The organism is uncultured Parasphingopyxis sp. (assembly GCF_937129435.1).
Classification (GTDB): Bacteria; Pseudomonadota; Alphaproteobacteria; order Sphingomonadales; family Sphingomonadaceae; genus Parasphingopyxis.
The window spans coordinates 15,231-40,533 of sequence record NZ_CAKZNF010000051.1 but is presented as its reverse complement, the minus strand read 5'-3'; the positions used below and the strand labels follow the sequence as shown (position 1 = coordinate 40,533).

General features: G+C 65.3%; 21 protein-coding genes. 9 read left to right on the top strand and 12 right to left on the bottom strand.

Features of this window, described 5'->3' with window-relative positions:
* Positions 1-10 precede the first annotated feature (10 nt).
* Positions 11-2,302: a hypothetical protein gene (locus Q0139_RS09190; protein ID WP_298020524.1), complete on the bottom strand. Its 2,292-nt coding sequence runs from the start codon at positions 2,300-2,302 to the stop codon at positions 11-13.
* A gap of 98 nt (positions 2,303-2,400) precedes the next feature.
* Between Q0139_RS09190 and Q0139_RS09185 the strand changes: the two genes are divergently transcribed.
* The 4 genes from Q0139_RS09185 (at position 2,401) to Q0139_RS09170 (ending at position 6,576) form a co-directional block, all read left to right on the top strand.
* Complete coding sequence (locus Q0139_RS09185) at positions 2,401-2,718, top strand: Hpt domain-containing protein (RefSeq protein WP_298020521.1); 318 nt, start codon at positions 2,401-2,403, stop codon at positions 2,716-2,718.
* Between the two features lie 89 nt (positions 2,719-2,807).
* Positions 2,808-4,061, top strand: coding sequence for a hypothetical protein (locus Q0139_RS09180; RefSeq protein WP_298020518.1), 1,254 nt, complete (start codon positions 2,808-2,810; stop codon positions 4,059-4,061).
* Positions 4,062-4,096: 35 nt separating this feature from the next.
* Entirely contained in the window at positions 4,097-5,209 is a 1,113-nt protein-coding gene (locus Q0139_RS09175; protein ID WP_298020516.1) for a DUF2336 domain-containing protein, read from the top strand.
* Positions 5,210-5,217: 8 nt separating this feature from the next.
* A complete protein-coding gene (locus tag Q0139_RS09170; RefSeq protein WP_298020513.1) occupies positions 5,218-6,576 on the top strand; it encodes a HAMP domain-containing sensor histidine kinase in 1,359 nt (452 codons plus the stop codon).
* Here Q0139_RS09170 and Q0139_RS09165 read toward each other — a convergent pair.
* Complete coding sequence (locus Q0139_RS09165) at positions 6,573-7,853, bottom strand: citrate synthase (RefSeq protein ID WP_298020510.1); 1,281 nt, start codon at positions 7,851-7,853, stop codon at positions 6,573-6,575. The genes Q0139_RS09170 and Q0139_RS09165 overlap by 4 nt on opposite strands.
* A 15-nt stretch (positions 7,854-7,868) precedes the next feature.
* Positions 7,869-9,284 (bottom strand): glutamate--tRNA ligase, encoded by a 1,416-nt coding sequence (gene gltX, locus Q0139_RS09160; protein WP_298020507.1) that lies wholly within the window; start codon positions 9,282-9,284, stop codon positions 7,869-7,871.
* Between the two features lie 55 nt (positions 9,285-9,339).
* On the opposite strand from gltX, the gene Q0139_RS09155 reads away from it, so the two are divergent.
* Entirely contained in the window at positions 9,340-11,442 is a 2,103-nt protein-coding gene (locus tag Q0139_RS09155) for a ComEC/Rec2 family competence protein (protein WP_298020504.1), read from the top strand.
* Here Q0139_RS09155 and lexA read toward each other — a convergent pair.
* The 6 genes from lexA to Q0139_RS09125 all read right to left on the bottom strand — a co-directional run bounded on the left by lexA (position 11,436) and on the right by Q0139_RS09125 (position 16,249).
* The gene (gene lexA / locus Q0139_RS09150) at positions 11,436-12,095 is read right to left on the bottom strand and encodes a transcriptional repressor LexA (protein ID WP_298020502.1); all 660 of its coding nucleotides are present in this window, start codon (positions 12,093-12,095) and stop codon (positions 11,436-11,438) included. The genes Q0139_RS09155 and lexA overlap by 7 nt on opposite strands.
* A gap of 58 nt (positions 12,096-12,153) precedes the next feature.
* Entirely contained in the window at positions 12,154-13,344 is a 1,191-nt protein-coding gene (glp, locus tag Q0139_RS09145; protein ID WP_298020499.1) for a gephyrin-like molybdotransferase Glp, read from the bottom strand.
* Positions 13,341-13,814 carry a cyclic pyranopterin monophosphate synthase MoaC gene (gene moaC / locus Q0139_RS09140; RefSeq protein ID WP_298020496.1) on the bottom strand — a complete coding sequence of 158 codons (474 nt, stop codon included), beginning with the start codon at positions 13,812-13,814 and terminating at the stop codon, positions 13,341-13,343. The genes glp and moaC overlap by 4 nt, the downstream gene beginning before the upstream one ends.
* Entirely contained in the window at positions 13,807-14,604 is a 798-nt protein-coding gene (trpC, locus tag Q0139_RS09135) for an indole-3-glycerol phosphate synthase TrpC (RefSeq protein ID WP_298020493.1), read from the bottom strand. The genes moaC and trpC overlap by 8 nt, the downstream gene beginning before the upstream one ends.
* Complete coding sequence (gene trpD, locus Q0139_RS09130; protein ID WP_298020490.1) at positions 14,601-15,587, bottom strand: anthranilate phosphoribosyltransferase; 987 nt, start codon at positions 15,585-15,587, stop codon at positions 14,601-14,603. The genes trpC and trpD overlap by 4 nt, the downstream gene beginning before the upstream one ends.
* Positions 15,588-15,658: 71 nt before the next feature.
* Positions 15,659-16,249, bottom strand: coding sequence for an aminodeoxychorismate/anthranilate synthase component II (locus Q0139_RS09125; RefSeq protein ID WP_298020487.1), 591 nt, complete (start codon positions 16,247-16,249; stop codon positions 15,659-15,661).
* A 161-nt stretch (positions 16,250-16,410) separates the two neighbouring features.
* Between Q0139_RS09125 and Q0139_RS09120 the strand changes: the two genes are divergently transcribed.
* Positions 16,411-18,483, top strand: a complete 2,073-nt coding sequence (locus Q0139_RS09120) for a M13 family metallopeptidase (protein WP_298020484.1) — start codon at positions 16,411-16,413, stop codon at positions 18,481-18,483.
* Between the two features lie 55 nt (positions 18,484-18,538).
* Here Q0139_RS09120 and Q0139_RS09115 read toward each other — a convergent pair whose 3' ends face one another.
* From Q0139_RS09115 to Q0139_RS09105, 3 genes are all read right to left on the bottom strand, one after another.
* Complete coding sequence (locus tag Q0139_RS09115) at positions 18,539-19,813, bottom strand: S41 family peptidase (RefSeq protein WP_298020481.1); 1,275 nt, start codon at positions 19,811-19,813, stop codon at positions 18,539-18,541.
* A gap of 100 nt (positions 19,814-19,913) precedes the next feature.
* Positions 19,914-21,509 carry an anthranilate synthase component I family protein gene (locus Q0139_RS09110; protein WP_298020478.1) on the bottom strand — a complete coding sequence of 532 codons (1,596 nt, stop codon included), beginning with the start codon at positions 21,507-21,509 and terminating at the stop codon, positions 19,914-19,916.
* A gap of 17 nt (positions 21,510-21,526) precedes the next feature.
* Entirely contained in the window at positions 21,527-23,461 is a 1,935-nt protein-coding gene (locus tag Q0139_RS09105; RefSeq protein WP_298020475.1) for a peptidylprolyl isomerase, read from the bottom strand.
* 172 nt (positions 23,462-23,633) lie between these two features.
* Here Q0139_RS09105 and tpiA point away from each other — a divergent pair, with 172 nt between their 5' ends.
* The 3 genes from tpiA to secG all read left to right on the top strand — a co-directional run bounded on the left by tpiA (position 23,634) and on the right by secG (position 25,260).
* Positions 23,634-24,392, top strand: a complete 759-nt coding sequence (gene tpiA, locus Q0139_RS09100; protein WP_298020472.1) for a triose-phosphate isomerase — start codon at positions 23,634-23,636, stop codon at positions 24,390-24,392.
* Between the two features lie 35 nt (positions 24,393-24,427).
* A complete protein-coding gene (locus Q0139_RS09095; protein ID WP_298020470.1) occupies positions 24,428-24,754 on the top strand; it encodes a HigA family addiction module antitoxin in 327 nt (108 codons plus the stop codon).
* Positions 24,755-24,873: 119 nt separating this feature from the next.
* Complete coding sequence (secG, locus tag Q0139_RS09090) at positions 24,874-25,260, top strand: preprotein translocase subunit SecG (protein WP_298020466.1); 387 nt, start codon at positions 24,874-24,876, stop codon at positions 25,258-25,260.
* The last annotated feature ends 43 nt before the right edge of the window (positions 25,261-25,303 follow it).

The window sequence follows — 25,303 nt, the reverse complement described above, 5'->3', positions numbered from 1 at the left end:
GCCTGTCGCCTCAATCCCGGAACCGTTCGATCGCCTGAGCCAGCGCCACGTAGAGCTTGCCATTGTCCGAAGACAGCAGCGTCACGGCCAGTGGCGAACCGTCGCGTGTCGCCATCACGCGGCGCAGCATTGCTTCGAAATCGTGGATATAGCGGTTCACCTGGCCGTGGAATTCGGCGTCGAATTCGTATTGGCTGGCGATCTCGCGCGCCTCGCCAGTGTCGAGCAGCTTCACCGCGCGCCGCGCGAAGATGCCGCGATCGCCCTTCAGATAGGCGGCCCAGGCCGTGTCGGTGACGTCGTTCGACAGGATCTTGGTGACATCGATGGCCGTCGAATTCAGCGACTCGATCAGCAGCGTCACCTGCCGCGCAAAACCGTCCATATCCGCATCGGCCGCCGTTGCCTGTGCCCGCTCGGCACGCGCTTCCATCGCTTCGGTCAATCGTTCGACTTCCGCCAGCTGTTCGCGGAGGCGTGATGACGCTTCTTCCGTGCTTGCGATCGCCCGCTCGGCGGCCGCATTGATATCGCCGATTCGCGCCTCGATATCGGTCTGCATCGCGTTTTCCAGCGCCTCTCGGGTCGCCTCGCCCAGCGCGGCGGCGCTTTGCGGGATGATGTCCCCGAACGCCGCGCGCGATTTTTCCGCCGCCTGATCGGCCGTCTCGCGCACCTTCATCAGTATTTCGACAAGGCGGGGCGCGGCGGCATCGGCAATGCTCTGCGCGCGTTCGTCGGTTTCGACGAGCGACGCCTCGAAATTCTCGATCGCCGCGCGGATGGTATCGATCCGTTCGCCGAACTGCTCGACGAACCGTTCCACACGCTCGCGTTGGTCGCTCAGGCTCTCGCCGCTGGTCGCGACATAGGAGGAAACGGTCTCTGCCGATTCGACCAGCGTTTCGAGATCCGGGCCGAGCGCGGCGATCGCCTCGCGCGTCTGAGCGCTGCGGGTTTCCAGAGCTTCGAACTGTTCGGGCAAGGCGCCCGTCAACGCCTCGCTGTTGAGGTCGAGCGCCGCCTGCACCTCGGCCGCGCGGGAGATCAGGTGAACGGCGCGCTCGTCATTCTGCCCCATCGTGCCCGACAGCCCGGCCATGTCCGCTTCGAGCCGCTCGACAGCCTGGCGCAGCTTTTCGACATGCACCTCGCCGTCCGAGCCAAGCGATGCGAACTGCGTCTCCGCTTCGCCCAGCCGCGCATTGACGCGATCGAGCAGCGTTTCGACCTGCCGCCCCTGTTCGCCGAACTGCGCCTCCATCGCCGTCAGGGCCTGTTCGGTGGCGGCGATTTTCGCCTCGAGCGCCGCTGCCGCATCGGCACCTCCCTGTTCGACGGTGATCCGCGCATTGTCGGCCAGGCCGGACAATGTCTTGCCGATCTCGGCTATCGCGCGGCGCGTTTCCTCGACCGCCGCGCTCGATTTTTCCAATGCCGCTTCGACGGCGGCGTCGATATGCTCGCCGGTTTCATCGAGCTGGCGCGCTGCCACTTCGCTGACGCCCTCGATCCGCGAAAGCGTGGCGGCGAGCCTTTGCGCGGCGCCACCCGCGATCTCGTCGGCTTCGCGGCCGCGCGTGGCGAGTGCTGCAATTTGCGCATCGAGTGCACCGGCCTGTTCGTGCGCGGTCGTTCCGGCGTTGCGCAACTTCTCGCCGAGATCCTTCGCCTGCCGTTCGGCGCGGGGGAGATCGGAGAGCAGTACGTCCATGTCGCGCTTGGCCGATTTCGCGCTCGAATCGAGCATGTTCGACCGTTCCTCGATCACGCCGCCTGCGCTGCGCATATCGGCGCTGATCGACCCCAGCCGGTCGGCGGCTTCCTCGCCGAGCGCGATCAACCGGTCGGTCTCGTTCGAGACTTCCTGCCGCAGATCGGCGAGGCGGCATTCGACATCGTGCATCGCGCGGTCGAGCCGGACGGCTTCGGCGCGCATTGCTTCGGATGTCCGGCCGAATCGCATCGCCTCGCGCCGGCTTGTGCGCAGCAAGAGCAGCCAGATGATGCCGAGCAGCGCGAGCGGGATGGTGCCGATGGCGATCCAGTTGGCGATCTGCGTCGGCGTGGCAGGTGCAGCCTGCATCGCGTCGAAAGCCGCCCAGCCGACAAAGCCGATCCAACTGAGCCCGAGCAGCAGGAGGGCGATGATCGGCAGGCGTTCGCCCCAGCTCGCGCCTTCGATCGCGAAATATTCGTCGTCCGGAACGACCCAGTCGTCGGACGCATCATAGCCTTCCGTCTCGACCGAAGCCTCCGCCTCGTCGGTTTCGTCCGCGATATCGCGCGCCGCTTCGCCCATGAGAGCCCTCCCGCAAACGCCATATTTACCATGATATTGTCGCGGAGAAAGCCGGGCATGGAAACGGAGCGTTAACAGCGATGCTTTAATGTCACAGCATGGCATATGATCCTGGAGCTCTGGACAAGACGCTGGCGGCTGCCGCGGGCGACGATAATCGGCTGATTGCCGAGCTTCGCGCCGCATTCTATGAGAGCGCGCAGCGCCATGTCGCCTCGCTCCACAATGCCGTTAACGACCAGCAATGGCAGGTCGCTGCCTGGCGGCTCAAAGGACTGGCGGCGAGTTTCGGGGTCACGGACCTGATGAGTCTCGCCGAAGAAGCGTCGGAAGGAACACCGTTCAGCCGCACGCTTCTGCGCCGCCTCGACAAGGCCATGGCCAGCTTCGCCCGCGAAAATCAGGACGGCGAATAGCGATCAATCCCCGGTAATGCGCGGCCACCGGCTTTGCACGGGGGCCGCAAGGCGCGTATCGAACCGGCGATGCAAGCCGGGACGACATCATGGCCATTGCGGCGCTGATCGCCGCCTATCAGGAAGCGGAAGGGACGGAGAGCGGCCTGCGCGCGCTGCTGCCCATGGCGGGGCGCACGCTGCTCGAATATCAGGTGCGCCGGGCGATCGGCGCCGGTGCCCGCCATGCGGTGATCCTCGTCGAACGGGTTCCGGCGGCGCTCAATGAAGCGCTGGACCGGCTGCGGCGCGACGGGATCGCCGTCGAAATTGCACGGACGCCCGCCGATGCGGCGGACCGTTTTCATCCCGAAGAGGCGATTATCCTCGTCGCGGACGGGCTGATTGCCGCGCCGCCTTGTTTCGAAGCGCTCGCCGCCCAACGGCCGCCGGCCGTTCTCGTCGTGCCCGACATCCCGGAAAATGCCGGTTTCGAGCGCGTCGACTCGCAATGGCGCTGGGCGGGGCTGGCGCTGACCGATGCGAACATGCTCTCCGAAACGGCGGCCATGCTCGGCGATTGGGACCTGCAATCGACGCTGATGCGCCGGATCGTCCAGTCGGGCCCGCGTTTCGTTTCCTCGAACAACGATGCCGACGCCAAGGAGGGCCGTGCGTCGATCGTGATCGCCGACGACGAAGCGGCGAGCCGCCGGGCGGGGCGCGCCGACATGCTGCCCGCGCGTACCGATGATGCAAGCTGGATCGAGCGGTTCGTGCTGGCGCCCGCTGCCGGCATCATCGCGCCGCTGCTGATCGATCGCCCGATCGAGCCGAACTGGTTGCGTCTGGCGGCCGTGGCGCTGGCGATTGGGGGCGCGGTCGCCTTTTATTTCAACTGGTTATGGACAGGAGCGATCCTGCTCCTCCTGCCGGGTTTGTTGGCGGCGATCGCCACGAGGATCGATGTCGCGCGTTTGTGCGACCCACATAACAATTGGCGGACCCGGCTCGCGCTGCCTGCCGTTTATGGTGCGGCGATCGCTGTTTTCGGACGTCCGGTTGTGGAAATGGCCGGAAATCCGCTCTATTGGGCCTTTGTCGGCGCGGCGATGCTGTTGCTCCTTCTCGTCGAGCGGACGATGCGCAAACTGGCGAAGCTGGGCGGCCCGGCAGTGCCCTATGCCGCCGCGCGGGCAACCGCCACGGGAATATTCTGGCTGCTACCGCTCTTCGGTGCTTTCGGATGGTGGATCTGGTGGCCGGCATTCGCCGCCGCCTATGGCCTGTTGTCCGCATTCTTGCTGATCGAATTCGCTGCTCCCGTGCCGAAGACGGCGGAAACGGGACATTGCGAGGATTAGCACCGTTTTAACGACGATTGGGCTAGGGAAAACCGATGGTTGACCCGGTTCCGCCCGAACAGGAAATGGCGGACGAGCACGCTCTTGCGCTGCTCGGCGCACCCGCGCGCGCGATGATCGCGATGCCGCGCCGCGTCGCGCTTGCCATTGCGACCTTGCGGTCGCCCGAAGAACGGCCGCTATCGGATATCGAACGGCTTGCGGCAGACCGGAGCATCGAGCGGCTTTTCCATGCCGTCGAGGCGGATTTGCGCGCGCGGATGCTGCTCCATCCCGACTTTCCCGATGGCGAGGAACTGCGGCAGTCATTCGGTTCGATACGCGTGGCCATCGCCGCCAAGATCCTGTCATCGGCCGGGCTGGCGATCGATGCGGAACTGGTGGGCGCCATTCTCCGCCATATTGCGATACATCGGCTCGGCTCGATGCTGGAACGGCAGGAAGGTGGCGACGAGGCCGACCTGTTCGAAGAGCTGATCGAAAGCGAAGACCCCGCTGTTTCACGGGCTGCGACCGCGATGATGATCGCGCGCAACGGCGAACGCGACATGTCGGGCGTACCGCAATTCGACGAAGGCGACCTCTCCGATGCGCAGCGGCGCATGCTTTACTGGCGTGTGGCGGCGGCATTGCGCGACTATGCCGTCGGCATTCATGGCGCCGATGCGGCGGCGATGGACCGGATCGCCGTCTCGGCGGTAGAGACGGTTCTGTCGGCGCCCCATGGTTCTCCGCTCGTTTCGGCGGCCATCGCGCTGGCCGAAGGTATCGACGCGACCGATGCGATGTGCGTGCGCTGCGCCCGGGCGGGCCATATATGGCCCTATGCGGCGATGCTGGCCAAACGCGCGAACCTCTCGGTCGAGACGGTGGCGGACTTTCTCACCGGTGGAGATATCGCGGCTCATGCGCTGGTCCTTGCGGCGTGCGGAATGAGGCGCGAGAGCGCGGCGGGGATCCTGATGCTGTTTGCAGGGCTGTCCGGCGCGCATGGCGGCGGCGACGATGCTCTCGTCGATGTGATGACGGGATATGATGCGATCGATGCTGAGGCCGCCCGGGAGGCCCTGAAGGTCTGGCAGTCCGACGCGCTCTATCGCGAAACCGTCGCGGCGCTCGCCGATCCGGCGACGCGAACGCGGCAGTGAGCGTCGCGATGCCAGACGATACCGTTTCGGGCCGGGTCGACGGAAACGGGTGTCTCGTCGCTGCCGAGCCGCGCCTCGCGGAGCTGCAACGGCGCGCGGGAGGCACCGAAGGCGGGCCGATCGCCGTGCCGCAGATCGCCGCGCTAGTTGCGCTGGCCGGCAAGCTCGGCATCCTCGTGTCGCGGTCGGTTCTCGCGGCCGACGGCGAAAACGATCTCGACCTGTGGGTTCGCGCCCAGCCCGAAGGCGATGGTGTCGATCTGACGATAGCGGGCTGGAATACCCGACCGGCCGTCACTGTGTCCGGCGATACGGGGCGTCGCGAACATGATTTCCTGCGCGCCGCGGCCGACTGGCTCTGGGAAACCGATCAATCGCTGCGGATCACGGCGATATCCAAAGAGGCAGCCAAGGCGCTCGGGTCGATCGATCCGTTTATCGGCCAGCCGCTCACCGGTCTCTTTCGCTTCAGCGAGGGAGAGGGCGGGGACCTGCCGATCCTGACCGCGCTGGCCGAGCATCGCCGTTTCGAAGGGCAGCTTGGCACGGTTCGCACCGAGGCCGCGCCGCGTGTCCGCCTTTCAGCCGTGCCGCTGACCGATGGCCATGGCCGGTTCGCGGGCTTTCGCGGCACGGCGGAGGAGCTTGAGGATGCGCCCGATACCGGGTCGCGCGAAACGGCGCTCGCCGTCGACGTGCCTGATGCGTTCGGCCGCCAGCTCGACCAGGCGCTGCGATCGCCGCTCGACCGCATCGTCGCCAATGCCGAGAGTATACAGGCGCAGACCGAAGGGCCGATCCGCAGCGACTATTCCGAATATGCCGGCGATATCGCGGCGGCAGGCCGTCATCTGCTGGCGCTGATCGAGGATCTGGTCGACCTGAACGCGATCGAGCGCGAGGATTTCGAGCCGCGCCGCGAGGCGATGGATCTCGCCGATGTCGCGCGGGCGGCGGCGGGGCTGCTTTCGGTTCGCGCCGATGAAAAGGGCATCCGGATCGACCGGCCCGCCGATGACGAAGCGCTGGCCGCGACCGGCGACTATCGCCGCGTGCTCCAGATCCTCGTCAATCTGGTCGGCAACGCCGTCCGCTATGCGCCGGCCGACAGCCAGGTCTGGATCCGCTGCGAGCATGAGGGCGATCTGGCCGCCGTGATCGTCGCCGATCAGGGGCGCGGAATCGCCAAGGAAGATCAGCCGAAGATTTTCGAGAAGTTCGAGCGGCTATCGGCCAATGAACCGGGCAGCGGCCTCGGCCTTTATATCTCGCGCAGGCTCGCGCGCGCCATGGGCGGCGATATCGAGGTCGACAGCGCGCCGGGGCAGGGCGCGCGCTTCGTGCTGACGCTGCCGCTTTCGGCCTAGCCGCGGTTTTCGAGCGGGACGTAATCGCGCGCCGCCGGGCCCGTATAGAGCTGGCGCGGACGGCCGATCGTCTGACCTGGATCGGAGATCATCTCGTTCCACTGTGCCACCCAGCCCACGGTGCGGGCGAGCGCGAACAGCGCCGTGAACATCGTCGTCGGGAAGCCGATCGCCGACAGGATGATTCCCGAATAGAAATCGACGTTTGGGAACAGCTTCTTCTCGATGAAATAATCGTCGTTGAGCGCCATTTCCTCAAGCTGCAGCGCGACGTCGAACACCGGGTTGCTGACATTGAGCGAGGTCAGCACCTCGCGGACCGTTTTGCGCATCACCGAGGCGCGGGGGTCGTAATTCTTGTAGACGCGGTGGCCGAAGCCCATCAGCCGGAACGGATCGTCCTTGTCCTTGGCGCGGGCGATATATTCGGGGATCCGGTCGGGATGGCCAATCTCGTGCAACATGTTGAGCGCCGCCTCGTTCGCGCCGCCATGCGCCGGGCCCCAAAGGCAGGCGATGCCCGCAGCGATACAGGCGAAGGGGTTCGCACCCGACGAGCCGGCGAGCCGCACGGTCGAGGTCGAGGCGTTCTGCTCGTGATCGGCGTGCAGGATGAAGATGCGATCGAGCGCCCGCTCGACGACCGGGTTGACGTCATATTCCTCGGCTGGGACGCCGAAGGTCATACGCAGGAAATTGCCCGTGTAGGAGAGATCGTTGTCCGGATAGAGGAAGGGTTGGCCGATCGAATATTTGTAGGCCATCGCGGCAATCGTCGGCATCTTGGCGATCAGCCGGTGCGAGGCGATCTTGCGCTGCTCGGGATCGGTGATGTCGGTGGAATCGTGATAGAAGGCGGATAGCGCGCCGACGACCCCGCACATGATGGCCATGGGATGCGCGTCGCGGCGGAAGCCGTTGTAGAGCGTCTTGAGCTGCTCGTGCACCATGGTGTGGCGCGTGATCGTGTAGATGAAATCGTCGAGTTCGAACTTGGTCGGAAGTTCGCCGTTCAGGAGCAGATAGGACGTCTCCATGAAGCTCGACCGCTCCGACAGGTCCTCGATCGAATAGCCGCGATGCAGCAGGACGCCTTCATGACCGTCGATATAGGTCAGGCCGGATTCGCAGCTCGCCGTCGACTTGAAGCCGGGGTCGTAGGTGAACATCCCGGTGTCCTTGTAGAGCGCCCGGATGTCGACAACCTTCGGCCCGATCGTCCCTTCCAGCAACGGATATTCCTGGTTCCCGACCGTGTAGGTTGCGTCATCGGACATCTGGTCTGCTCCTCGTCAATTTGCCTGGTCGGCAATCCGTGCCAGCGACTCCTCGCGGCCGAGGAGTAGCAGCACATCGAAAATCCCCGGAGACTGCGCGCTTCCGGTCAGCGCCGCGCGGAGGGGCTGTGCAACCTTGCCCAGTTTCAGATCGCTGGACTCGGCGAACTCCCTTACGGCGGTATCGAGAGCGCTTTCGGTCCAGTCCGCCAACCCGTTCAACACCGGCTGGAGCCTGGCGAGGAGCGCCCTCGCATCGGCATCTAGCAGCATTTTCGCCTTGTCGTCCAGATCGAGAGGGCGGGTGCGAAAAAGAAACAGGGCGCCGGTCACAAGGTCGTGGATTGTCTTGGCTCTCGGCTTGATTGCGCCCATGCTGCGTTGCAGTAGATCAAGGTCGTTCTCGTGCAGATCGCGACCGATATGCGCGGCAATCATCGGGGCGACAATGTCGGCCAACCGCCCGTCATCGGCCTCGCGCAGATAGTGGCCGTTGAGGTTTTCCAGCTTCTTGACGTCGAAGCGGGCGGGCGACTTGCCGACGCCTGCGAGATCGAACCATTCGGTCGCCTCTTCGCGCGAAATGATCTCGGCGTCGCCATGGCCCCAGCCCAGCCGGAGGAGATAGTTGAACACCGCTTCGGGCAGCATCCCCATCTCGTCGCGATAGGCTTCGACGCCGAGCGCGCCGTGGCGCTTAGACAGCCTCGCGCCGTCCGATCCGTGAATCAGCGGAACATGGGCATAGGTCATCCGGTCCCAGCCCATCGCATCGATCAGCACACGCTGGCGAAAGGCGTTATTGAGATGATCGTCGCCGCGAATGCAGTGGGTGACGCCCATGTCATGATCGTCGACGGCGACGGCGAGCATATAGGTCGGCGTGCCGTCGCCGCGCAGCATGACGAAATCGTCGATCTCGGCATTGCTGACCGTGACGCTTCCCTGCACCGCGTCCTCGATCGTCGTTTCGCCGTCGCGCGGCGCCTTCAGGCGAACGACCGACGCGGTTCCCTCCAGGGCGTCGGACTGATCGCGGTCGCGCCACGGGCTTTCGACGCGGAACGGCTTGCGCTCCGCCTGCGCCTTTTCGCGCATCGCCTGCAGCTCTTCCTGCGTCAGATAGCAACGATAGGCCGCGCCCTTCTCGAGCAACGCCTGCGCCACTTCGACATGGCGGCCGACGCGCTGCGACTGGTAGATTTCCTCGCCGTCCCAATCCAGGCCGAGCCAGCGAATGCCTTCGAGGATCTTCGCGATCGCCTCATCGGTCGATCGCGCCTTGTCGGTATCCTCGATGCGCAGTTTGAACTCGCCGCCATGGTGCCGCGCGAAGAGCCAGTTGAACAGCGCCGTGCGCGCGCCACCGATATGCAGAAAGCCGGTGGGCGAGGGGGCAAAGCGGGTGACGACGTTTTCGGTTGCGCCCATGCGCGCATTCTCCAAGACTGTAACGATGAGGGGGCTATTCGGCGCAGCGCCTAGCATGGCGGCGGGCGGGCGGCAATCGACGCGAGCGTCGCTGCCGGCCTGGATCGAATCGCGGCTGGAGGCGGAACGCGACCAGCTGCCCCTATGGCTGCCCGTCGGGCTTGCTGCCGGGATCGGGAGCTGGTTCCTGCTGCCGTTTCGCGAACACTGGATCGCCGCGCTCTGCGGTGCGCTGTCGGCGTTCATTGGCGGATGGGCGCTCGGAAGAACGACGCGGACGGGACGGGCGGCGATGTGGCTGGCTGCTGCTTTTGCGCTGGGTATCGCGCTGATCTGGTTGCGCGCGGTGTCGATCGATGTCGGGACGCTCGACCGTCCCGTGGTCGAGACATTTGTGGCTCAAATCGAGGCTGTCGAGGAATTGCCCGCGCGCGAAGCGGTGCGCCTGACGGTCGTCCGGCCGAGCGGCGAGAATCTTCCCGATCGATTTCGCGTCAACGTCGCTGCAGAAGATGCACCAGCCGGCCTTCGGCCCGGCACATGGGTGCAGATGAGCGCCCGGCTGATGCCGCCGCCCGAAGCGGGAGTGCCGGGAGCATATGACTTTGCGCGCAGGGCGTGGTTCGACCGGCTCGGCGCGACGGGGCGTGCATTCGGCGACATCGAGATCGTGCGTGCAGATGGCGAGCGCGGCGTCGGTCCCGCGATGGCTGCTGCGAGATCGCGGATGGCCGATCATATTCGCAGCGCGGTGGATGGTGGTGCGGGTGGGATCGCCGCGACGCTGGCGACGGGCGACCGGTCCGGCATCTCCGAAGCCGATGCCGAAGCTATGCGGCGCAGCGGATTGGCGCATCTGCTCGCGATAAGCGGGCTTCACGTGACAGCGGTCATCGGCGTGACGATGCTGATCGTCCTCAAATTGCTGGCGCTGCACCCGGGTTGGGCGCTGCGATGGCCGCTGGTGCTGATCGCAGCGGGCGTCGGAGCGTTGACGGGACTGGCCTATACGCTGTTCACCGGCTCGCAGGTACCGACCGTCCGCGCCTGTGTCGCGGCGATGCTTATCCTGGGCGGGATCGCGCTCGGCCGGGAGGCGATCACGCTGCGGCTGGTGGCGACCGGTGCGCTGGTCGTCCTGCTGTTCTGGCCGGAAACGCTCGTCGGTCCGAGCTTCCAGCTCAGCTTCGCCGCCGTCATCGCGATCGTGGCGCTGCACGAACAGCAATGGACGAAGCGTCTCTTGTCGCGCCGCGACGAGGCGTGGGCGCGCAAACTCGGTCGTTTCGCGCTCGGTCTGTTCCTGACCGGACTCGCAGTCGAGATCGCGCTGATGCCGATTGCGCTCTACCACTTCAACAAGGCTGGATTATACGGTGCGCTTGCCAACATCGTCGCCATCCCGCTGACCACCTTCATCGTGATCCCGCTCGAAGCGCTGGCGTTGCTGCTCGACATCATCGGCCTCGGCGCACCGGTCTGGTGGCTCGTAGAGCGTGCGCTGGGCGGCGTTCTCGGCCTGGCGCATTTCGTGTCGAACGCCCCAGGCGCGGTCGCGCTGCTCCCCGCCATGGCGATCGGGTCGTTCCTCCTCATCGTCGCCGGCGGCTTGTGGCTATGTCTGTGGAAAACCCCGTGGAGACGATGGGGATTGGTGGCCGTCGTCGCCGGCGGCTTGAGCGTTTTTCTTGCAGGCAGCCCGGACGTCTATGTGACCGGCGACGGTCGCCATGTGGCCGTGCGCGCGGCGTCCGGCGATCTCGCGTTGCTGCGGCCGCGCGCCGGCGACTATGTGCGCGATATGCTCAACGAGACGGCGGGTACCGAAGCGCTGGCAACCGATCTCGCGGATCTGCCGGCGGCGTGGTGCAATGGCGACAGCTGTCGCTGGACGATGTGGCGGGGAGGGCGGCAATGGCGCATTTTCGCGACGCGCAGCTCCTATTATCTGCCGATCGAAGCGATGCGGTCCGAATGCGCCGCCGCCGATATCGTCGTCAGCGACCGGCGACTGCCGGCGACCTGCACGCCGCGCTGGCTGAAGATCGATCGCGACATGCTGCGCGAAACCGGCGGTGTCTCGATCGACCTCGACAGGGCTTCGGTCGAAACCGTTCGGACGCCGGGCGAGGATCACCCCTGGCGCCGCGTTCAGTAGCGGCGAAGCAATCCTGCCAGCGTTCCCTGGATCTCGACCTGTTCGGGGGCGTAGCGTTGCGGCTCATACTGCCTATTGGCCGGATCGAGCCGCACCATCTTGCCTTCGCGCCGGAAGGTCTTGAGCGTCGCCTCGTTCCGGTCGACGAGTGCGACGACGATCTCGCCCTCGCGCGCGACCTGCGACTTGCGGATCAGCGCATAATCGCCGTCGAGAATGCCGACATCGACCATCGAATCGCCCGACACCTCTAGCGCATAATGTTCGCCCGATCCGAGGAACGCGGCTGGGACGGAGAGGCTGTCCTGACCTTCGATCGCTTCGATCGGCTGGCCGGCGGCGATCCGGCCGTGCAGCGGCAATTCGAGAATATCGTTTGCGGCGACCGGCATGATGTCCGGCGCCTTGCCGATCGGCGACTTGCCCTTGGCGCTCATCTGCTCGGGCATCTTCACGACTTCGAGCGCGCGGGCCCGATTGGGCAGGCGGCGAATGAAGCCGCGTTCCTCGAGCGCCGAAATCAGCCGGTGCACGCCGGACTTCGACTTGAGCTCGAGCGCGTCCTTCATTTCCTCGAAAGACGGTGAAACGCCCGTCTCGGCCAACCGATCATGAATGAAGGTCAGCAGTTCATGCTGTTTCTTCGTCAACATTCCTCGTCCCCATCCTATGGAACAGACGGAGAACGGTTAGGAAACAAAAGATTCGCTGTCAAGTCAGGCCGAGGATTTCGATGTGATCGCCGGGGCGGGCCTCGGATGCGGCGGCGCTTCTTCGGATCAGCAGCTCGGCATCGGCAAGGGCCCGGATCAGTGAGCTCTGCTGTCCGTCCAGCGGCGAGACCCCGCCGTCGGTCCAATGCCCGCGCAGATATTCCTCACGATCACCGGTAGCGGGAAGCGATGAGGCGAGCATGGCGGGGACGAAGGCGGGGCCCGGATCGGCGGCGCCGCCCATTTTCGCGATCAGCGGTTCGAGGAACAGCTTCGCCGTCACGTAGGCCGAGGCCGGGTTGCCGGGAAGCCCGAGCACCACCGCCTTGCCGAGCGTTCCGGCCATCAGCGGCTTTCCCGGTTTCATCGCGATCCGCCAGAAATCGATCCGCGCTCCGGCGGCACGCAGCGCCTTCTGCACCAGATCGTGATCGCCGACCGATGCCCCGCCGATGGTGACGATGATATCCGCCTTGCGCGCGCGTTCGAGCACCTTGGCGAGGGCTTCCAGATCGTCGGCGACGATGCCGTGATCGCTGATCTGAACCGGGAGATGCGCAAGCTGTGCAATCAATGCGGGGCCGTTCGATGCGGGGATGACGGCGGGGTCGTCCACGGCTTTGCCGGGAAGCGCGAGTTCGTCGCCGGTCGAGATCAGCGCGAGCTTCGGGCGCTGGCGGACCACCGCATCGTCGTGCCCGGCGGAGATCATCAACCCGATCCGCCGGGAATTGAGGAAGCTGCCGGCGGGCAGGATCGCGTCGCCCTTGGAAAAATCGCCGCCGAGCGCTCGCACGTGCCGGCCCGGTTCGCCGGGACCTTCGCCAGTCAGTCTGACCTGCGCGCCATCGCTATCCGTATCTTCCTGAACGAGGACCGTGTCGGCGCCTTCAGGCATCTGTGCGCCGGTAAAGATGCGCACCGTCTCCTTCTGGCCGACGGTCTTGCCGAACGGCCGACCCGCCGCACTCTCGCCGATCACGCGCCATGGGCCAGGCATATCGGCGAAGCGGATCGCATAGCCGTCCATTGCCGAAAGATCGGCGGGCGGCTGGCTACGCCGCGCGCGGACGGGCCGGGCGAGCCAGCGTCCGTCAGCATTGCCGATGGCAAGCGTTTCTTCGTCGCACTGTGCGGCCAGCGACAGCAGCCGCTCGCGCGCTTCGTCGACGGGGAGGAGCGCGTTCATTCGGCGCGCCATTCGCCCGACCGGCCACCCGATTTCGCGAGCAGGCGGATGCCGCCGATGGCCATGCCGCGATCGAGCGCCTTGGCCATGTCGTAGATCGTCAGCAGCGCGACCGAGACGGCGGTCAGCGCTTCCATCTCGACGCCGGTGCTGTGCGTGGTGCGGACGGTTGCGGTCGCGCTGATATCATCGCTGCGGATTTCGAGGTCGAGCGTCACCCCGTCGAGCGGCAGCGGGTGGCAGAGCGGGATCAGATCGCTCGTCTTCTTTGCTGCCATGATGCCGGCGATGCGGGCCGTGCCGAGCACATCGCCCTTCTTCACATTGCCGGCGCGGATCGCCGCCAGCGCTTCGTCGGTCATGGTGATCGATCCGGTCGCGACGGCTTCGCGTGCCGTGGCGGCCTTGGCGGAAACGTCGACCATGCGCGCTTCGCCTGTCGCATCGATATGGGTGAGTTTGTCAGCCATGATGGCCGGTTAGTAGCATGCGGGTCGCAGCTTCGACATCGTCGGCGCGCATCAGCGATTCACCGACCAGGAACGCGCGGACGCCGTGATCGGCGAGCCGGAGCAAGTCGTCATGCGTGGCGATGCCGCTTTCCGAGACGAGGCGATATTCTTCGGGAACGCGCGCGGCCAGTTTCTCGGTGGTTGAAAGGTGGGTCTCGAACGTCCGGAGGTTGCGATTGTTGATGCCGATCAGCGTCGATTGGAGGGCCAAGGCGCGATCGAGTTCGGCTCCGTCATGCACCTCGATGAGCACATCCATGCCCTGTTCGATTGCCGCGGCCTCGATTTCCCCCATCACGCCGTCATCCAGCGCCGCGACAATAATCAGGATCGCATCGGCGCCAATGGCGCGGGCTTCGAGCACCTGCCAAGGATCGACCATGAAATCCTTGCGCAAGGCAGGCAGCGAGGCGGCATCGCGCGCCGCGGCGAGATAGGCGTCGCTGCCTTGGAAAAAGGGCTCGTCGGTCAGCACGGACAGGCAGACGGCGCCTCCCGCCGCATAGGCCCTAGCATGCGTGGGCGGATCGAAATCGCGACGGATGAGGCCCTTGGACGGGCTGGCCTTCTTGATCTCTGCGATCAGCGCGAATCCGGTTGCGGCCTTGGCGTCCAGCGCGGCACGGAAACCGCGCGGCGCGGATTGCCCGGAGGCCGCCGCTTCGACCTCGGCCAGAGATGTGACGCTCTTCCGGCGCGAGACTTCCTCGCGTTTGACCGCGCAAATTTCGGCAAGCTTGTCACTCACCGGAAGGCGATCCAGCGGTCGAGCAGGTCGATGGCGATCCCCTGGTCGATGGCGCTCGCCGCCTGCGCGACACCATGTTCCCAACCGCCAGCCCGGCCGGCCACGATCAGCCCGCCCGCCGCGTTGAGCAGCACGGCATCGCGATACGCGCTGCGCTCGCCTCGGAGCAACCGGCGCAGCGCCGCGGCGTTATGGGCGGCATCGCCGCCGCGAATCTTCTCGATCGGGTGGGAGGCGAGGCCCGCATCGTCGGGCTCGACGCGATCGCCGGTGTCGATCCGGCCGAAGGCGGCAATGCGGCTGGGCCCGGAAATCGAAAGCTCGTCCAGCCCTTCCTCGCCCGAGACGACCATGGCTGCCTCGGCGCCCAGCTCCTTCAGCGCCGCAGCGTAGATTGGCACATAGTCGGGCCGGGCGATACCGATCAGCTGACGCGTCACGCCTGCCGGATTAGAAATTGGCCCCATCAGGTTGAAGATGGTGCGCTTGCCGATCCGTTTCCGAATCGGCGTGATCCGGGCCATCGCCGGGTGGTGGTTGGCGGCGTGGAGGAAGCAGATGTTGAGCTGCGCCAGCGAGCGTTCTGCGATTTCTCCGGCATGGGGGAGGTCGAGGCCCAGCGCTTCCAGCGTGTCCGACGCGCCCGCCTTGCTCGACGCAGCGCGGTTGCCATGCTTGGCGACGGGCACGCCGAGCGAAGCGATGACGATCGAAACCGCGGTCGACACATTGAGCGTATGCTGCCCGTCGCCCCCGGTACCGCACACGTCGATGGCGCCGTCGGGCGCGTCGATTGGGATCAGCCGCTCGCGCATGGCAGAGGCAGCGGCTGCGATCTCGACGGCGCTCTCGTCGCGCTCGGTCATGATCGTCAGAAAGCGTTCAATCTCGTCCTCGGACGGCTTGCCGTCGAGCAGGTCGGCGAAAGCCTGATAGGCGGTGTCGCTGTCGAGCGGCTTCGTGGGATCGGGAAGGTGGGTCATCGGGGCGGCTGAAAGCACGGACCGGCGCCGATGGCCAGCCTTTTCCCGTCCCGCAGGCAGGAGAGGAAGAATCAGGCGCTGGCCTTCGCCTTCATTCCCGCGAGCGTCATGAAGTTTGCCAGCAATTTGTGACCATGCTCGGTGGCGATGCTTTCGGGGTGGAACTGGACGCCGTGGATCGGCAGTTCGCGATGGCGAAAGCCCATCACCGTTCCGTCGGGTCCGCGCGCATTGATCAGCAGACTGCCGGGCAAGCCGTCCGCCGGGACGATCAGCGAGTGATAGCGTGTCGCGGCAAAAGGCGAGGGGATCGAGGCGAAGACGCCGCTGCCGTCATGTTCGACCGGAGAGGTCTTGCCGTGCATCAGACCCCCACGGACGACCTTGCCGCCGAAATGCTGTCCGATCGCCTGATGGCCGAGGCACACGCCGAGCAGGGGCCGTTTCGCTTCGGCGCAGGCGGCGACGAGATCGAGGCTGATCCCGGCCTCGTTCGGCGTGCAGGGGCCGGGAGAGATCAGGAAAGCCTGAGCCTCACTTGCCAACGCTGCGCTGGCACTGATCGCATCGTTGCGTTCGACCCGCACCTCGGCCCCCAGCTCGCGCAGATAGTGAACGAGGTTCCAGGTGAAGCTGTCATAATTGTCGACGACGAGGATCATGCGAACGGCTTTATCCGGCGGCGCGGGGCAGGCCAAGCCCGGTCGTTCGCCGAAGCGGAAGGGCGGCTTGCAGAAGGCCACTGTTCGGCGTTAGTAAGACAGTCATAGCCGGGAATATCCGTCGCATTTGCAACGATTTCTCATCATCTTGGGAGTATATGATGACCACCCGTTCGATCCTGTTGTCCGCCGCCGCCTCGCTGCTTGCCATTGCCACGGCATCGCCTGCACTTGCCGACCATCACGAAGAAGCCGCATCCGCCGAGGCATCTGCAGACCATGCCGAAATCGGCGCCTGGGGCGTCGATCTCGATGCCCGCGACATGTCGGTCGATCCGGGCGACGATTTTTACGAATATGCCGGCGGCACCTGGATGGCGAACACCGAGATGCCGGGCGATCGCTCGCGCTACGGTTCGTTCGACATCCTGCGCGAACGCTCCGAGCAGCAGGTGCACGACATCCTCAACGATCTCGCCGCCGATCCGGCCAGCGCCGGCCCGATGGGGCAGAAGGTCGGCGATTTCTACGCCTCCTGGATGGACACCGACGCGATCGAAGCGCGCGGCCTTGCGCCCGCGCAGCCCTATCTCGATCGCATCGCCGCAGTGAGCGATCGCGACGGCCTGCTCGAACTGTTCGGGACCGTGGGCTACGCTTCGCCCGTGGGTGTCGGCGTGCTGCCCAATCCGGCCGATCCGACCCAGTGGATCGCGGCCGCCGGCCAGGCCGGTCTCGGTATGCCGAACCGAGACTATTATCTCGAAGAGGGCGAGGAATATGACGCCTTCCGCTCGGCCTATCGCGATTACATCGTTCAGATTTCGGAGCTTGCCGGTCTCGACGATCCGGCTGGCCGCGCCGACCGCATCATCGCACTCGAAACGCAATTGGCGGAAACCCAGTGGGAACCGGCCCGCCAGCGCGACATGCAGCAGATCATGAACCCGATGAACCGCGACCAGCTGGCCGAACTTGCGCCGCAGTTCGACTGGACCGACTGGCTTGCCGGCATGGGCTTTGGCGAAGTCGGTACGATCATCGCCGCCGAAACAACCGCCATCACGGCAGCGGGGGAACTGCTGGAGAGCGTGCCGCTCGACACATGGAAGGAATATCTGACCTTCCATTTCCTCAGCGACAACGCGCCCTATCTGCCGCAGGCGTTCGACCAGGCAAACTTCAACTTCTTCACCGCGACGCTGCGCGACACGCCCGAACAGCGCGATCGCTGGAAGCGCGGTGTCGAGCTGGTCAACAACAATATGGGCGAGGCGATCGGGCAGATTTATGTCCAGCGCCACTATCCGCCCGAGGCCGAGCGGCAGATGACCGAGCTGATCGCGAACCTGCGCGCATCGCTGCACGAGCGGATCGAGAATAGCGACTGGATGGACGAGGCGACCCGCACCGAGGCGCTCCGCAAGCTCACCGCCTTCGAACCGCGGATCGGCCATCCGGAAGAATGGATCGATTACAGCAGCCTCGAAATCGATCGCGGCGATCTGCTCGGCAATGTGATGCGGGCGCGTCAGTTCGCCTTCGATCTCGATCTGGAACGGCTGCCCGATCCGGTCGATCGCGGCCTGTGGGGCATGAACCCGCAGACGGTGAACGCCTATTACAATCCGCTGCTCAACCAGATCACCTTCCCGGCCGCGATCCTGCAGCCGCCCTTCTTCGATCCGAATGCCGATCCGGCGGTCAATTACGGCGCCATCGGCGGCGTGATCGGGCATGAGATCGGCCACGGCTTCGACGATCAGGGCCGGCAGTTCGACGGGTCCGGCGTCTTCCGCGACTGGTGGAGCGAAGCGACGGCAGCGCAGTTCGAGGAACGCTCCGGCCGCCTCGGCGCGCAATATGACAGCTACGAGCCGATCCCCGGCGTCAACATCAACGGTTCGCTGACGATGGGCGAGAATATCGGCGATCTGGGCGGGCTCGAAATGGCCTATGGCGCCTATCGCCGGTACGTCGCCGAACATGGCGAGCCGCCGGTGATCGACGGCCTGACCGGCGACCAGCGCTTCTTCCTCGCCTGGGCGCAGGTGTGGCGCGGGCTGATCCGCGACAACGCGCTGCGCGAGCGGCTCCTCACCGATCCGCACAGCCCGGGCGAATATCGGACCAATGGTGTCGTCCCGAATATCGACGCCTGGTACGAAGCGTTCGATGTCGGCCCGGACGATGCGATGTACATTCCGCCGGAAGAGCGCGTGCGGATCTGGTAGGAACAGCGCCGACCCAAGATCAGGCCCCGGAGCGAAAACGCGCCGGGGCCTTTTTCTATTCGCTGCGGTCGTGCCGCGTCACCGTGCCCCGGGCATTCATCGATTCCACCGCCTCGATCGAACCGTCCGACCGGATGAAGTGGTAGCGGACGAGCGGGTCGTCGGACCGGAAGAATGTGTCGTCGCCAAGCGGCAACAGCGTGAGCACCGGGCGGCGGCCTTGCGACAGGTGCAGGACATTGTCCGCCGCTTCGAAACTGTAAGGCCCGAAGGTCCCCGAATAGGCTGCAAGACCGGTAGCCGGGACAGGTTGGTCGAGCGATTCCCGCGCCCATGCAATGGCTTGGCGGTATGCCGCATCGGAAGATCGGGCGAGGCGATCGAGCGCCATGCGCTGCGCCGTAGTCAGAGCTTCGTTGGCGGGGACCTGGACGTCCGGCGCCACGCCGTCGCCCTCCCAATTGGTGCCCGTCACCGGGCTGCGCGGTGCGCCGAATGAAACGAATACGGCAAAACCATTGCCGGCATCGACTAATCCGCCGGGATTGGCCGCTCCCGCGCTCGCTTCACCGATCACGGTTGCGCGGCCTGCATTCTTGACCGTGTAGGCAAAGGCTTCGGCGGCCGAGCCAGTCCTTGCACTGATGAGGACGTAGAGGGGTATTTCGAGCCGCGGGTGGGGATAGAATATCTCCGGCGCTTCGCTTTGATCGGGACCGCGACCGATGAAGACATTGTAGATGTCGGCGTCAGGCGGGGTGAAGGCGCTCGTCAGATAGCCGACCATGCTCGGCGCACCGCCGCCATTGTCGCGCAGATCGATGATGACGGCGTCCGCCTCGGAAACGAGTGCCAGCGCGGCATCGGCGGACTGGCGGACGGGGTCGTTCGGATCGCCGAAGTCGATATTCGCGAAATTGGACATCTCGATATAGCCGATATTGGCGGGCAGACTCGAAACCCGCCGGAAGCCGTTGCCGTTGCGGCGGATCATGTCGGGAAAGCTGTAAAGTTCGCGGCCGCGAGCATCGTCGCCATCGATCGCCTCGTCGGGCGGCGACCACGTCACGCGGAAATGGCCATCATAGGGGGCGATCGTCTCGGTGAGCGCGCTTGCCAGACGAAACGGATCGGTGATGCCGTCATAGGCTCCGCCGCTTGCCTGCTGCCGCACGACGCCAGCGACTTCCGTCGCCTTTGCCTCGTCGAAGTAATTCTCTTCGATCTGCGCCGCGACGCTGTCGGCAATGTCTCGCGGCTGCCAGTCCTGGGCAATGGCGGCGGCGTGCATGAAAAAGGCAAGGAAAAGGGCCGGTAACAGGCGTGCCATGACGAAATTTCTCCCCGGATGTGGCGGTCGGCGTGTCATCACCGCCGTCCCGGATCGAAGCAACGCCATTTCGACAAATGTCGTTATATGCCGATGGACGTTACTGTCCGAAGCCAGGCTCGTCCGCTCGTTCCACCGCTTCCCTGGCCGCAGCAAATAGCGCGCCCGCCTTCGCCTCGCATTCGCGCTGCTCATAGGCCGGGTCGCTGTCGGCGACGATGCCGGCGCCGGCTTGCACGTGCATTTCGCCGTCCTTCACCACCGCGGTTCGAAGCACGATGCAACTGTCCATCGATCCATCGGGCGAGAAATAGCCGACGCCGCCGGCATAGGCGCCGCGCGTTTCGGGCTCGAGTTCGGCGATGATCTCGCAGGCGCGGACCTTGGGCGCGCCGGAGACCGTGCCGGCCGGGAAGCCCGCGAACAGGGCGTCGAGTGCGTCATATTCGGGCGAAAGCGCGCCGACGACGTTCGAGACGATGTGCATGACATGGCTGTACATTTCGACGGTGTAGCTGTCGGTGACCGTGACGCTGCCCGCTTCGGCGACGCGGCCGACATCGTTGCGACCGAGATCGAGCAGCATCAGATGCTCGGCGCGCTCCTTGGGGTCGGTGAGCAGGCTTTCGCGGTTGGCGGCGTCCTCGCTCGCCGTCGCTCCTCGCGGGCGGGTGCCGGCGATCGGGCGGATTGTCACTTCGCCATTGCGTGCGCGGACGAGGATTTCGGGCGACGAACCGATCAGCGCGAAGCCGGGCAGGTCGAGATAGTAGAGGAAGGGGGAGGGGTTGATGCGCCTCAGCGCGCGGTAGAGATCGACGGGCGGGAGCGGGAAGGGGCGCGTGAAACGCTGCGCCAGCACGACCTGAAAGATGTCGCCGGCCGCAATATATTCCTTCGCGGCAAGGACCATCTCGCGGTAGCGTTCGGAAGAGAGTCCGGGCTTGAATGATCCGTTCGGGCCGGGCGTGTCGAAGCCCTGTCCTTCTTTCTTGTCCCTGGAAGAAAGCAGCCCTTCGACAAGCTCAGGGCCATCGGTAGTATTTGATCCGGACGGCGCGAAATCATGACGCGGCAGATAGGGCTGGGCGAGCCGGGCTGCGGCGGCCTCCATCCGTTCCACCGCGTCGTCCACGATCTTATCCACAGATTCGTCCCCATCTTTGGCCCAGAGCGGGGCGACGAAGTGGAGTTCGTCCGCCAGCCTGTCGAAAATCAGGATCAGCGTCGGCCGCACGAACATCATGTCGGGAAGTTCGAGCGGGTTTTCGGCAGGGCGCGGCAGCTTTTCCACCAGTCCGACCGTTTCATAGCCGAAATAGCCGACGAGACAGGCGAGCGAGGAGGGGAGGCCTTCGGGCATGTCGAACCGGCATTCGGCGGCCAGTGCACGCAGCGCGGCGATACTGCCCCCGGGGATATCCACAAAATCGTCCCGGTCGTTCAGCCAATTGCGGTTGATCGCCGGCCGGTCGCCGGTGGCGCGAAAGACGAGATCGGGTGCAAGACCGATATAGCTGTAGCGGCCGCGCACATTGCCGCCCTCGACCGACTCCAGGATGAAATCGCCGCGATCCGCCTCGAACAGCTTCAATGCCGCCGCGATCGGTGTGTCGAGATCGGCGAGCTGGCGCCGCCAGATCGCCGTCGACCGGCCCGCTTCAAGCGCCGCAATGGCTTCGGCGCGCCAATTCATGTCACAAGGCGCTCATATCAGGGCGCGCGGCCGGTCAGTCTCGCGCCGAGCGCCTCGATCGCCGCCTCGTCGCGCGTCAGCGGGTAATCGGCGAGCACGGCATTGACGAACTGCTGCGCATATTCGTTGCCGGTAATCGTCGCGAATTCCTCGCGCGTCTGTTCGATCAGGCCGTCGGGCAATTCCTCGTCGCTGGCGATGATCTCGTCGAGGATGACGATGAACCAGCCACGATCCTGCGGCAGCCGGATGAGTTTCGCCGTATCGGTCGCCATCTGAAACAGCAGTTCGAGCGGGGCGGGAATGTTCTCGCCCATCTGCAGCAGTTGCGCGCGGCTCATCGCCACCTGTTCGGGCGGCGGCAGCGTTACCCCGGCCTCGGCCATCGCTTCGGTCAGCGGCGTGCCGTCATTGACCTTCTCGACGATCCCGTCGGCGACGCGGCGGGCCCGGCGGTTGGCGCGCTCGGCGATATATTGCGCCGAGACGATCTCCCGGATGCGTTGCAGCGGCTGCGGACCCGTCTGCGCGACCTGCGTCACATCGACGAGCGCGAAGCGTTCGTCCTGCGTGATCGCGACGAGCTCGGGATCGTCGTCCTCGTCCATCTGGAAGGCGAGCTGGAGCACGGGGCCGAGTTCCGGATCGGGTCGGTAGTCGGGGCGTGTCGGCGAAACGCCGCCGGGGGTGACGAGCGGGCTGTTGCGGACCTGAAGCCCCTTGGCTTCCACCACTTCTTCAAAGGAAGCACCATCCTCGATCGCGTTTTCGATCTCGAGATAGAATTCGGCCAAGGCCTGCTGCGACAATTCCTCGCGCAGTGCCTGCGTGATTTCGGGGCGCACGGCGGCCAGCGGCGTCGCATCGCGTGTCGTGATCGTGTTGACCCTGACGACGTGCCACCCAAGGTCCGATTCGACGGGCCGGACCAGCGCGCCCTCGTCCGCGCCAAATGCGGCGCGCGCCACGGCTTCGTCGGACTGGCGGGCATAGACCTCCTGCGTCACGTTGCTGACCGTGATCGCCGAGGACGAAAAGCCGCGTTCCTGCGCTGCAGCGGCGAAATCCGTGCCGCCGTTGACGGCGCGGTAGAAGGCGTTGGCCTCTCCCTCGCTCGGAAGGATGACCTGATACAGCGTCCGCGTCTGGGTGCCGCCATATTCGTCCTGGTTCTCGCGATAATATGCGCGGACCTGTTCTTCGGTCGGATCGGGCACGTCGACGTTCGAGAGATCGAATGCGGCGTAACGCACCGCGCGCCGTTCGGGCAGCGTATAACGATCGATATTGTCGTTATAATAGCGCTGCAGCTGTTCGGCCGTCGGCGGATCGCCTTCGGGCATCGCTTCGGCCGGCACCGCCGCGATACGGCCGCGACGCCGTTCGAGGAACAGTTCAGCGATCGGGCGGGCCGCGGCGGCCGTGACGAAACCGGACTGGATCGGCCTCAGCACCAGCCGCTCGACCAGCTGGAACGTCAGGTCTTCGCGCACATTGGCTTCGGTAATACCGCGCGCGGCCAAGATCTGGCGGAAGGCGGTCTCGTCGAATTCGCCCGTCAGTCCGCGAAAATTGGGGTCGGATGCGATGGCCGCGTCGACAAGCGCCTTGGTGAAGACGAGCCCGTTATCCTCGGCGAACTGCCGCATCGCGAAGATGCGCGCATAGGTGTCGATCAGATTGTCGAGCTCGCCCTGCTGGACGAGGATGTTCATGTCGACGCCGGGCTGCTGCTGCCGGATCGCCTGCAGCCGCTGGTTGAGGCGGTCGGTGATCTGTTCCTCGGTGATCTCCTGATCGCCGACCGTGGCGATCGCGTTGGTGCTCGAGAACATGCCGCCCGGCGCGTTGATATCGGCCAGCGCGAAGGCGAAGAAGATCAGCACGACGAAGAGCAGCGCGAAGACCGCACCGATTTTCGACGAGAAGAGGTTTCGGAAGAACTGAATCATGGATGCCGCGCCCTGAAGGGAAAGTTTCGCGTTGCTTTAGGGATGTGCCCGCGCCCCTTCAAGCGGCGTTGCGAAGAGCGAGGCGAAGAGCTGGGCGAAGGGCGGACGATTGGCAGGGGCAGGGGTGCACGCTATCAGCGCGGCCGAACCGATTGAACGGAAGGGTGGATTTATGACGCGCCGCAAGCTGATCGCCGGCAACTGGAAGATGAACGGGCATCTCGATCACCTGCGCGAGCTGGACGAGATCGCCAATGCGGCCGAGGCGCATCCCGATGTCGATGTCGCGATCTGCCCGCCCGCGACACTGATCGCGCCGGCGGTGCAGCGGGTGCCGGGCCTGACCATCGGTGCGCAGGATTGCCATGCCGAGGACCGCGGTGCGCATACCGGCTGCCTCGCCGCGCCGATGCTGGCCGAGGCGGGCGCGAAATGCACCATCGTCGGCCATAGCGAGCGGCGGGCCGATCAGGGCGAGACCGATGCCGATGTGCGCGGCAAGGCTGAGGCCGCGCACCGCCATGCCCTGACCGCGATCATCTGCGTCGGCGAAACCGAGGAACAGCGCGATGCGGGCGAGGCGGAAAGCGTGGTGACGGGGCAAGTCGAAGGCTCGCTGCCGCCCGATGCGACGGCGGCGAACACGGTGATCGCCTACGAACCCGTCTGGGCCATCGGCACCGGCCGCATCCCGACGATGGACGACGTCGCCGCGATGCACGCCGCGATCCGCGCCAAGCTGAGCGAACTCGTCGCCGGTGAGGCCGACGGGATTCGCATCCTCTACGGTGGGTCGATGAACGGCGACAATGCAGGTGAGCTGCTGGCGGTCGACCATGTCGATGGCGGGCTGGTCGGCGGCGCAAGCCTGAGCGCCGACAAGTTCGTGCCGATTATCGAGGCGGCTGGCTTTCTCTACGGTCGACGATGAAACGATCGGCGACCTCAATTTGGAGGTTACCACTGATGGCTATCAAGCTTCACAAAAGCATCGTGGTTCATCCTGGACCTTGGCTTCGCCGCAATTTCGTAGAGCCCTATGGCCTGACTCAGGCCGAGTGTGCCGAGCGTCTTGGAGTAACGCGCGTCGCACTCAGCAATTTGTTGAACGGGAAGTCGGCGCTTTCTCCTGAAATGGCGATCCGCTTCGAAAAGGCGTTTCGTGTATCTGCAAAGACGCTGCTGCGTATGCAGTCTTCTCACGACCTCGCTCGTACGCAGGCGGCGGCGAAGAACATCAAGGTAAGAAGAATTGCGAAACCCATGGACGAGAAATTTGCGGCATATGCGTGATCAGTTGCTGCCAAAGGATCGTCCCAACGAGCCTCGCTTGAACAAACCGCACCAAATCGCTATCTCGCGCGCCGAACAGGGCGGCGGGATTGCCGCCGCGATTTAACGAGACAACAGCCATGCTTTTCACCTTTCTCCTCGTCGTGCAGGCGGTCGTCGCCGTCGTTCTGGTCACGCTGATCCTGATGCAGCGCTCCGAAGGGGGCGGGTTGGGGGTCGGCGGATCGAGCTCCGGCTTGATGACGGCGCGCGGGCAGGCCGATTTCCTGACGCGGGCGACGGCGTTCATGGCAATCCTGTTCGTCGGCCTGAGCATCGCGCTTGCCGGGCTTGCGACGCAGCAGCAGCGCGGGTCGTCGATCGACACGAGCCTGGTCGCGCCAGCCGAAGGCGATGCGGGGGCGGCTCCGGTTGCCCCGGCGGATGACGCCGCGCCGGCGACCGACCCGGTCGGCGATGACGACATCCTGAGCTCGCTCGGCAGCGATTCGGGCGAAGGGGAATAGGCGCTGATTGTTTGTCAGACTCGACCTGTCGGTCGAGCGCCGC

What these genes read in the sequence shown, in the direction of transcription:
- Q0139_RS09165 (WP_298020510.1), bottom strand. Translation starts at nt 7,853, where the DNA reads ATGTCCGATGACGCAACCTACACGGTCGGGAACCAGGAATATCCGTTG.
- Q0139_RS09125 (WP_298020487.1), bottom strand. Translation starts at nt 16,249, where the DNA reads ATGATCCTCGTCGTCGACAATTATGACAGCTTCACCTGGAACCTCGTT.
- Q0139_RS09105 (WP_298020475.1), bottom strand. Translation starts at nt 23,461, where the DNA reads ATGATTCAGTTCTTCCGAAACCTCTTCTCGTCGAAAATCGGTGCGGTC.
- Q0139_RS09170 (WP_298020513.1), top strand. Translation starts at nt 5,218, where the DNA reads ATGCCAGACGATACCGTTTCGGGCCGGGTCGACGGAAACGGGTGTCTC.
- glp (WP_298020499.1), bottom strand. Translation starts at nt 13,344, where the DNA reads ATGAACGCGCTCCTCCCCGTCGACGAAGCGCGCGAGCGGCTGCTGTCG.
- Q0139_RS09095 (WP_298020470.1), top strand. Translation starts at nt 24,428, where the DNA reads ATGGCTATCAAGCTTCACAAAAGCATCGTGGTTCATCCTGGACCTTGG.
- tpiA (WP_298020472.1), top strand. Translation starts at nt 23,634, where the DNA reads ATGACGCGCCGCAAGCTGATCGCCGGCAACTGGAAGATGAACGGGCAT.
- Q0139_RS09155 (WP_298020504.1), top strand. Translation starts at nt 9,340, where the DNA reads ATGGCGGCGGGCGGGCGGCAATCGACGCGAGCGTCGCTGCCGGCCTGG.
- secG (WP_298020466.1), top strand. Translation starts at nt 24,874, where the DNA reads ATGCTTTTCACCTTTCTCCTCGTCGTGCAGGCGGTCGTCGCCGTCGTT.
- Q0139_RS09180 (WP_298020518.1), top strand. Translation starts at nt 2,808, where the DNA reads ATGGCCATTGCGGCGCTGATCGCCGCCTATCAGGAAGCGGAAGGGACG.
- trpD (WP_298020490.1), bottom strand. Translation starts at nt 15,587, where the DNA reads ATGACCCACCTTCCCGATCCCACGAAGCCGCTCGACAGCGACACCGCC.
- Q0139_RS09190 (WP_298020524.1), bottom strand. Translation starts at nt 2,302, where the DNA reads ATGGGCGAAGCGGCGCGCGATATCGCGGACGAAACCGACGAGGCGGAG.
- Q0139_RS09185 (WP_298020521.1), top strand. Translation starts at nt 2,401, where the DNA reads ATGGCATATGATCCTGGAGCTCTGGACAAGACGCTGGCGGCTGCCGCG.
- Q0139_RS09115 (WP_298020481.1), bottom strand. Translation starts at nt 19,813, where the DNA reads ATGGCACGCCTGTTACCGGCCCTTTTCCTTGCCTTTTTCATGCACGCC.
- Q0139_RS09110 (WP_298020478.1), bottom strand. Translation starts at nt 21,509, where the DNA reads ATGAATTGGCGCGCCGAAGCCATTGCGGCGCTTGAAGCGGGCCGGTCG.
- Q0139_RS09120 (WP_298020484.1), top strand. Translation starts at nt 16,411, where the DNA reads ATGACCACCCGTTCGATCCTGTTGTCCGCCGCCGCCTCGCTGCTTGCC.
- lexA (WP_298020502.1), bottom strand. Translation starts at nt 12,095, where the DNA reads ATGTTGACGAAGAAACAGCATGAACTGCTGACCTTCATTCATGATCGG.
- Q0139_RS09175 (WP_298020516.1), top strand. Translation starts at nt 4,097, where the DNA reads ATGGTTGACCCGGTTCCGCCCGAACAGGAAATGGCGGACGAGCACGCT.
- moaC (WP_298020496.1), bottom strand. Translation starts at nt 13,814, where the DNA reads ATGGCTGACAAACTCACCCATATCGATGCGACAGGCGAAGCGCGCATG.
- gltX (WP_298020507.1), bottom strand. Translation starts at nt 9,284, where the DNA reads ATGGGCGCAACCGAAAACGTCGTCACCCGCTTTGCCCCCTCGCCCACC.